The 7,708-nt window shown below is 71.2% G+C and carries 7 protein-coding genes and 1 pseudogene; 5 read left to right on the top strand and 3 right to left on the bottom strand.

Features of this window, described 5'->3' with window-relative positions; translation table 11 throughout:
- Positions 1-158: 158 nt before the first annotated feature.
- Positions 159-722: a 50S ribosomal protein L17 gene (rplQ, locus tag KME77_RS15905; protein WP_219467727.1), complete on the top strand. Its 564-nt coding sequence runs from the start codon at positions 159-161 to the stop codon at positions 720-722.
- A gap of 123 nt (positions 723-845) precedes the next feature.
- Positions 846-1,706, top strand: coding sequence for a tRNA pseudouridine(38-40) synthase TruA (gene truA, locus KME77_RS15900; protein WP_219467724.1), 861 nt, complete (start codon positions 846-848; stop codon positions 1,704-1,706).
- Between the two features lie 70 nt (positions 1,707-1,776).
- Here truA and KME77_RS15895 read toward each other — a convergent pair whose 3' ends face one another.
- The 3 genes from KME77_RS15895 to KME77_RS15885 all read right to left on the bottom strand — a co-directional run bounded on the left by KME77_RS15895 (position 1,777) and on the right by KME77_RS15885 (position 6,247).
- Positions 1,777-3,921: a hypothetical protein gene (locus tag KME77_RS15895; RefSeq protein ID WP_219467719.1), complete on the bottom strand. Its 2,145-nt coding sequence runs from the start codon at positions 3,919-3,921 to the stop codon at positions 1,777-1,779.
- 400 nt (positions 3,922-4,321) lie between these two features.
- A complete protein-coding gene (locus KME77_RS15890; RefSeq protein ID WP_219467716.1) occupies positions 4,322-5,479 on the bottom strand; it encodes a flagellar basal body-associated FliL family protein in 1,158 nt (385 codons plus the stop codon).
- 24 nt (positions 5,480-5,503) lie between these two features.
- Positions 5,504-6,247 carry a CAP domain-containing protein gene (locus KME77_RS15885; protein ID WP_219467714.1) on the bottom strand — a complete coding sequence of 248 codons (744 nt, stop codon included), beginning with the start codon at positions 6,245-6,247 and terminating at the stop codon, positions 5,504-5,506.
- Positions 6,248-6,556: 309 nt separating this feature from the next.
- On the opposite strand from KME77_RS15885, the gene rplM reads away from it, so the two are divergent.
- The 3 genes and pseudogenes from rplM to KME77_RS29340 form a co-directional block, all read left to right on the top strand.
- Positions 6,557-7,000, top strand: coding sequence for a 50S ribosomal protein L13 (rplM, locus tag KME77_RS15880; protein ID WP_219467711.1), 444 nt, complete (start codon positions 6,557-6,559; stop codon positions 6,998-7,000).
- Between the two features lie 26 nt (positions 7,001-7,026).
- Positions 7,027-7,548, top strand: coding sequence for a 30S ribosomal protein S9 (gene rpsI / locus KME77_RS15875; protein ID WP_219467708.1), 522 nt, complete (start codon positions 7,027-7,029; stop codon positions 7,546-7,548).
- Position 7,549: 1 nt separating this feature from the next.
- A pseudogene (locus KME77_RS29340) lies at positions 7,550-7,708 on the top strand (phosphoglucosamine mutase); the annotation flags it as partial.

Genomic DNA, 7,708 nt, shown 5'->3' with positions numbered 1-7,708 from the left:
ACGACGACGACAGCGCGTACGTCGAGACCGAGCAGTACTGATGTCGCGCCCCTCTTCGGGGCGCGGGTGAACGTAACGGGGGCCGCCGACCGGTGGTCCCCGGCCTGACTCCGGTACCTGGCACGGCCGGGGCGGGTTAACCCCACAAGGAGCACATCATGCCCAAGCCCACCAAGGGTGCACGTCTTGGCGGCAGCCCGGCGCACGAGCGGCTGATCCTGGCGAACCTCGCCACGGACCTGTTCCGCCACGGCAAGATCCGTACGACGGTCGCCAAGGCCAAGCGCGTCCGTCCGCTGGCGGAGCGCCTGATCACCAAGGCGAAGAAGGGCGACATCCACAACCGTCGCCAGGTCCTGACGGTCGTCAAGGACAAGGGCGTCGTCCACCACCTGTTCACGGAGATCGCCGTGACGTTCGCCGAGCGTCCCGGCGGCTACACCCGCATCACCAAGGTGGGGCCGCGCAAGGGCGACAACGCGCCGATGGCGGTCATCGAGCTGGTGACCGAGCCGCTGAACGCGGTTCGCACCGCGCGTCCGGCGGCCCAGGCCGCCGCTCCGGCCGCCCCCGCTCCGGCGGAGGAGACCACGGAGACGGAGACCGAGGCTCCGGCCGAGGAGACCACCGCCGACGAGGCTCCCGAGGCCACGGAGACCGCCGACAAGGCGGACACGGCCGACGAGTCCGGCGAGGCGAAGAAGGACAAGGACGAGGCCTGATCTCTCAGGCCGGGTGAACATCGGGCCCGGACCCTCTCGCGGGGGTCCGGGCCTGTTCGCGTTTTCGGGGCGATTTTTCGGAATGCCCCGGAACGTTCCGAACACTGCTGCGGGAGGACGATCGTGGTACGGCTACGCCTTGATCTCGCCTACGACGGGACGGACTTCGCCGGCTGGGCCCGGCAACCCACGCAGCGCACCGTCCAGGGGGAGATCGAGCAGGCGCTGGTGCGGATCCTGCGGCTGCCCGAGCCCGTGACGCTCACCGTCGCCGGCCGTACGGACTCCGGAGTGCACGCGCGCGGCCAGGTGGCGCACGTGGACGTCGCCGAGGAGTCGTTCGGCGCGCTCCGGCGCGACGGGGAGATACCTCTGGACGCCGATGAGCGGCTCTCTGCCCTCGTACGACGGTTTTCCGGGGTACTGGCACCGGACGTACGGGTTCATCGGGTCTCGGTGGCTCCTGAGGGCTTCGACGCCCGTTTCTCCGCGCTCTCCCGGCGGTACGCGTACCGGGTGTCCGACGCGCCCGGCGGGGTGGACCCGCTGCGACGGCGCGAGGTCGTCTGGCACAACCGGCCGCTCGGCCTGGCCGCGCTGAACGCGGCGGCGGGCGAGCTGCTCGGCGAGCACGACTTCGCCGCCTTCTGCAAGAAGCGCGAGGGGGCGACCACGATCCGGCGGCTGCAACGGCTGGACTGGGTACGCGGGCACGACGGCGTGCTGGTGGCGACCGTGGTGGCCGACGCGTTCTGCCACTCGATGGTGCGGGCGCTGGTCGGCTCGCTGCTGGCCGCCGCCGACGGGCGCAGGCCCGTGGAGTGGCCGGGCGAGGTGCTGTCGCGAGCCGTACGCGACTCCGGGGTGCATGTGGCGCCCGCGCACGGCCTGTGCCTGGAGGAGGTGTGCTACCCGCCGGACGAGGAGCTGGCCGCCAGGGCCGCCGCCACCCGCCGTGTGCGGACCCTCGGCGACGCGCCCTGACCGGCCGCTGACCCTTGATCAGCCCCGTTGCCCCTAACCCTTGATCGGCCCCGTTGTCCCCAGCCCTTGATCAGCCGTTGGCCAGGCGGCGCTCCAGCACGAGCGAGGTCTGGTCGCGGAAGGCGCTGCTGAACTTGCCGAGCGTCTTCTCCTTGGTGCTGGGCGTGTGCCCGTCGGCGTAGGTGGCGTAGCTGAAGACGATGTAGCGGCCCCAGACCAGGCCCGCCGCGTAGCCGCCGGCGATCTCCACGCGCTCGCCGCCCGAGCCGTTCGCCGACGGCAGGCCACGGAACCAGATGTTGCGGCCGAGGTTCTTGGCCTTGTCCGCCTCCATGGCGTTGTCCTTGGTCGGCAGCACGGCGATGCCGGTCGTCACGGCGTAGCGGCGCTTGGAGTCGACATAGGTCGCCCGTACGATGCGGCTGCACTTCTGCTGGCGCAGCGCCTCGGCGAACGCGCCTGAGGAGGCGTCCTCGCACTTGTTCGTCATGTCGGTCTTGACCCGGTTGAAGGAGACCCCGGCAGCGTCGAACTTCTTCTGCGGGAACGCCTCCGAGAGGGAGAGCTTGCGCGGGTCCGTCTCCTCCGAGTTGAGCAGCGAGGACGCCGGGACGACCGGGGTGCTGCTGGTGTCGGGGGTGATGGTCGCGGGCGCCTCGGACCGTGTGGCCGCCGTCGTGGCGGTCGACTTGGACGGGGAACTGACCGACTTGTACGCGTAGAAGCCGCCGGTCGCGACTCCGGCCAGCGCCAGCACGCCCAGCGTGATGAACAGGGCCTTCTTGCCCCCGGGCTTGCCCGGCCGGGCCGGGGCGGCCTGCGGGAACGGCGGCTGCTTGAACGCGCCGCCCTGCGCGTACGGGGTGGGCAGCCCGCCGGGCGGCGTGGACCGCTCGGGGGAGGCCGTGGCGGCGGGGGCCGGCTTCTGGCCCCACACCTCGAAGGGCAGGTCGGGCAGCTTGCCCTCCTGCTCGGGCGGCGCCGGGTGGCCCGCGTCGCCGTGCGGGGTCGGCGGCCAGACCGGGACGTCGCCCGGCTCGGCCGGGTGCGGGATCTCCGGGTCGGTGACCGGGGCGTCCTTGGAGCCGAACGGGCGGGTGGCCGCGCCTCTCGCGTCGAAGGGGCGGGGGACCGTCATGTTCGGGTCGGTCTGGGAGGCCGGGTCCTCCGGGGGCTCCTTCGCGTCGGCGGCGCCGCCGATCGTGGGGCCCTTCGAGGTGGGACCGCCGTACACCGACCGCTTGAGGTCGTCGCTCCGCTTGCTGAACTGCTCGCCGACGGCGGGCGGGATGAGGCCGCCCGGGCTGGTGGGAGCGTCGTCGGGCGGGTCGGAGAAGTCGCTCGCCGCGGCGGGGGCGGGTGCGGCGCGACCGGCGGAGCTGAACCCGGAGGAGGGGGAGCCGGGCGAGGGGGCGTTCCACGGCGAGGTGTACGCCGTCTGGTCGTCGGCGTCGGGCTCCACCGCGATCTCGCCGGTGGCGGCCGGCCACGGCGGCATCGCGGGCGGGTCGGCGACGGGGGCGGGCCAGACCTGCATGCCCGCCGCCGCGGCGGTGAACGCCGGCGGAGGCTCCCATGACGGCGCGCCGGGCACCACGGGGTCGGCCGCCCAGGTGGCGGGCTCCTCGGGGACGGGCGCGGGCCACGGACCCGCCGCGGGGGACCACTGGGACGCGGTGACCTCGGGGTCCGGTTCCGGGGTGGCGGCCGGCCGGGCTGCCGTGGTGGGCGTTCCCGCGGCCGGTGTGCTTGCGGGCGGCCTGCCGCTCGCAAGCTGCTGCGCCGATGGGGCGGGGCCGTCCGGGGACGGCTGCGAGGCAGTGGCGCCCGGCTGTGACGCGGGGCGGTTCCTGGACAGACGGCCGCGCATCGGGCGCGGCGGGCCCTGCGGGTCGGCGAACCAGTCGTACGGAGCGCCGTCGTCGTCCTCCACCTCCCACGGCTGCGTGCCGGGGAAGGGCTGGTCGTCGGCATCGGAATGATCGGAATGATCGGAATGAGAGGCGGCGGACTGCGGATCGGTCGTCCGCGAGTCGAACGGCTGCCCCCCGGAGACAGGCTGGGGCCCGGAGGTCGGCTGGGCGCCGTAGGACGGTCCCGAGGCCGGTTGCGCGCCGTACGGCGACTGCGGGCCCGACCCCGGTTGGGGGTTGAAGGCCGATGCGCCGGTGATCGTGCGTTCGGCGTCCGATGGCGTACCCGAGAATGCGGACAATCTCCCCGTACCCTCCGAAAATGGCAAGATCCCGCCGGGGCGTGTGGCGGAGTCGTCGTGGGGGTCGTCAAAGGCGTCGAAGCCGCCGTCGTCGTCGGCGGCGTCAACACCGGAGTCAGCGCCCGCGCCAAGCACGGGCGGTGTCGGCGATGCCGGTATATCCCCTGGCGCCCTCTGGGGCGCCGGGGTGTCGGAGTACTGAAGGGGCTGGCCGAAGCTCGGCGGTGGCGTCGCCGGTGCGGCCGAGCCGTCGGATTCCCTACGATCGTTCTCAGACCCAGGTTCCTGGCCACGCATAAGGGGGAGCCTAGCGAGAGTCGCGAGATCGTTATGCCGGTATGGGCGTTCCCGTCTGGATCAGCGCTGTCGTTCGAGCGTTTATGGCTGGGTTCGCGGTAGATCAGACTCCCGGGTGACCGGTCAGGGTCCGGGTGTCGAGTGCCTTGTAAATGGTGGCCTTGGTGACGTCGTCCATCGCCTGGGTGAGCTTGGCCTGACCCTTCTTGTCCGGCTTGGTGCCATCCTTGTTGCCGAACCAGATCATCACCGCGTAGTGACCATGGGTCGAGATCTGGGTGCCGCCGGTGCCGGTGCCGAGGGTCTTGGTGACCGAGTCCTTGCCGGGCAGCGGCTTGACGTAGTCGGTCTTGCTGCCGGCCTTGCTGACCTTGGTGGCGTTCTTGCTGCTGGAGAGGTTGGCCACGCCGATCGTCCCGAAGACCTTGCCGTCCTTGTCGCGGAAGCTCGCCCGTACGACCTGCGTGCACTTGCCGGACTTCAGGGCCTTGGTGATCTTCTCGCCGACCACCCCGTCCGAGCACTTCTTGACCTTGCTGGTGATCGTCATCGTGTACGAGCGCCCCGACACGGTGACCTTCTTGGCCCCGAACAGCTCCTTCACCGTCAGCGGGTCGGGGTCGGTCTTGCGGTCGGTCGCGTAGCTGTACTTGCCGGGTGGCGCCGTCGGCAGCGGCGCGGACGTGCGGTCGGCCGACTGGCTCTGGGTCGCCTGGTCGGCGCCGCCCGACTTGAACATCCACACCAGGCCGCCGGCCAGCAGGGCGAGGATCGCCGCGCCGCCGATGGTGAAGATGAGCGGGCCGCGCGAGCGGCTCTCCTCGTCGTACGGGCTCCACGTGGTGCTGCGTCGTACGGCCGGCTGGTCCGCCCCCTGCTCGGGCGTGGCCTCGTCGTTGCCCTTGCGCGAGCGGGACCTGCGGCCGCCCGCCTCGGGCTGGTCGCCGCCGGCCTGGTCGGGCTTTCCTCGCCTGCCGGATTTCTCGGGCTTGCCGCCCTTGGCGCCGCCGGAGCCGGCCGCCTCGAAGGGGTCACGGCCGGACGAAGGCGTGGCGGGCGGGCCGAAACCGCCCGGCTGGGTCGCGCCGAAGCCGCTGGGAGGAGCGCCGAACCCGCCGGGCTGCGTCGCGCCGAAGCCGCCACCGGACTCGGCGCCGCCGGGCGTGGCCGGCTCGAAGGGATTGCGGGTGGTCTCACGGGCCCTGCGAGAACGGCGGGGGGTGTTCTCCATGCTGGTGTCACGTTCGTCGGGAAAACCCATGCGGCGACACTACCGTGAAGGCGGTCATGAATATCCGAAGTCCTGAGTCCACCAAGGACCGCCGGGACCGGCCACGACGCCGACGCCGATGGAGGTGATGCGGCAGTTGAGGATGTTCTGGCGGTGGTCGTGGCTGTCGAGCCAGCCGCGTACCGCCTCTTCGGGGCTGGTGTAGCCGCGCCCGATGTTCTCGGCGGCGCCCGCCCGGTATCCGGCTCGTTCCATGCGGTCCCACGGCGACTCGCCGCCGGGTGACTCGTGGCTGAACTTGCCGCTGCGCGCCATCTCCAGCGAGTGGGCGCGGGCCGACGCCGTGAGCCGGCCGTCCGTACGAAGGGGGCCGCAGCCGCGCTTGGCCCGGGCGGCGTTGGTGAGCGTGACGACCCTGGACGCCATCGCCGGCGACACCTCGACGGCCTGGTCGCCGAGCACCCGCGCCGGGTCGTCGGCCGTGTAGCCGGGGATCGTGTTCTCGTCCTGCGCGGGCTTGGTGGGCTTGACCGTGACCCGGCCGCGCGGCACCACCGTGGTGGTGGTCTGCCGCGCGATGCGCCCCGCGTACGGCTGCGCCTTCTTCGGGGTCGGCGTCACTTTTGTCGCGGCGGCCGGTGGCGCGGTCTCGTTGAGGTAGATGTGGCCGGTCGGCTCCGGATCGTCGGTCATCCGCCCGATCAGCACGCCCGTGAACAGGGCCGCCATCAGGCATGTGAGCACGCCCAGATGGCTCCGGCGCCGCCTGGTCTGCCGGGTGCGAGAGTTGTGCCACATACCGCTGCCAACGATAGGGATGTCTGGTCCTGGTGAAGAAGGGGTCCCAGGGAACCGAAACCGAACCGTTCTGCGGTCGGGTAGACTGGCGCATGGTTCCCGTTCTTTTGACCTGCATCCAGGTGGGCGGGTAACCTAATCGTTCGTTGTGTGCATAGGTCCAGCGCGACCGATGCGCGGCGCGTCCGGCGTCATCTCCTATCTCGCGGAGACGGAAGGTCCGGGCTGTCGCGTGCCCGCACCGACCGACCTCAGCGCTGTCGCATCCGGCAGCGCGCCGAAGACGCGAGCATAAAGAAGGCTACGACCGTGCGCACGTACTCACCGAAGCCCGCCGACGTTCAGCGTCAGTGGTACGTCATCGACGCGACCGATGTCGTGCTGGGCAGGCTGGCCAGCCACGTCGCGATCCTGCTCCGCGGCAAGCACAAGCCGATCTTCGCCAACCACGTCGACACCGGTGACTTCGTCATCGTCATCAACGCGGACAAGATCGCGCTCAGCGGCAACAAGCTTGAGCAGAAGAAGGCTTACCGCCACTCGGGCTACCCGGGCGGTCTGCGTTCCGTCACCTACGGCGAGCTCATGGAGAAGCGGCCCGACAAGGCCGTGGAGAAGGCCGTCAAGGGCATGCTGCCGAAGAACTCCCTCGGCCGGAAGATGGCCAAGAAGCTGAAGGTCTACGCGGGCTCTGAGCACCCGCACCAGGCCCAGCAGCCGGTGCCGTTCGAGATCACCCAGATCGCCCAGTAGTAGATCGAAAGAGTTAGAGGAGAACCGTGGCTGAGCCCACCGGTGTCGAGACGGCCGTCGAGCCCGAGCTGGATGACACCTCCAGCGAGGACTTCCCGTCCGAGTACACCACCGAGTCCGCCGCCAGCGCCGACGCGCCCGTCCGCAAGCCCGTCACCACGGGCAACTCGTACGGCACCGGCCGCCGCAAGGAGGCGATCGCCCGCGTGCGCATCGTCCCCGGCACCGGCAAGTGGACGATCAACGGTCGTTCGCTGGACGCCTACTTCCCCAACAAGGTCCACCAGCAGATCGTCAACGAGCCCTTCGTGGTGCTCGGCGCCGAGGAGGCGTTCGACGTCATCGCCCGCATCGACGGCGGCGGCGTGACCGGCCAGGCCGGCGCGCTGCGCATGGGCCTGTCGCGTGCGCTGGCGATCCTCGACGTCGAGGTCAACCGCCCGCCGCTGAAGAAGGCCGGCTTCCTCACCCGTGACGCGCGCGCCACGGAGCGGAAGAAGTACGGCCTCAAGAAGGCCCGTAAGGCTCCGCAGTACAGCAAGCGCTAAATTGTCGCGCCTTTTCGGCACCGACGGCGTCCGTGGGGTCGCGGGCCGCGACCTCACGGCCGAGCTCGCCATGGACCTCTCGGTCGCGGCGGCTCACGTCCTCGGTGATGCGGGCGCGTTCGCCGCTACCGGACGCCGTCCGGTAGCGGTCGTGGGCCGG

The organism is Nonomuraea rhizosphaerae, assembly GCF_019396405.1.
GTDB classification, from domain to species: domain Bacteria; phylum Actinomycetota; class Actinomycetes; order Streptosporangiales; family Streptosporangiaceae; genus Nonomuraea; species Nonomuraea rhizosphaerae.
The sequence above is the reverse complement of the archived record's forward strand: the minus strand, read 5'-3'. Positions and strand labels throughout refer to the sequence as shown.

Excerpts from the sequence above, each read along its gene's own strand:
- rplQ (WP_219467727.1), top strand. The coding sequence starts at position 159 with ATGCCCAAGCCCACCAAGGGTGCACGTCTTGGCGGCAGCCCGGCGCAC.
- KME77_RS15890 (WP_219467716.1), bottom strand. The coding sequence starts at position 5,479 with ATGGGTTTTCCCGACGAACGTGACACCAGCATGGAGAACACCCCCCGC.
- KME77_RS15885 (WP_219467714.1), bottom strand. The coding sequence starts at position 6,247 with ATGTGGCACAACTCTCGCACCCGGCAGACCAGGCGGCGCCGGAGCCAT.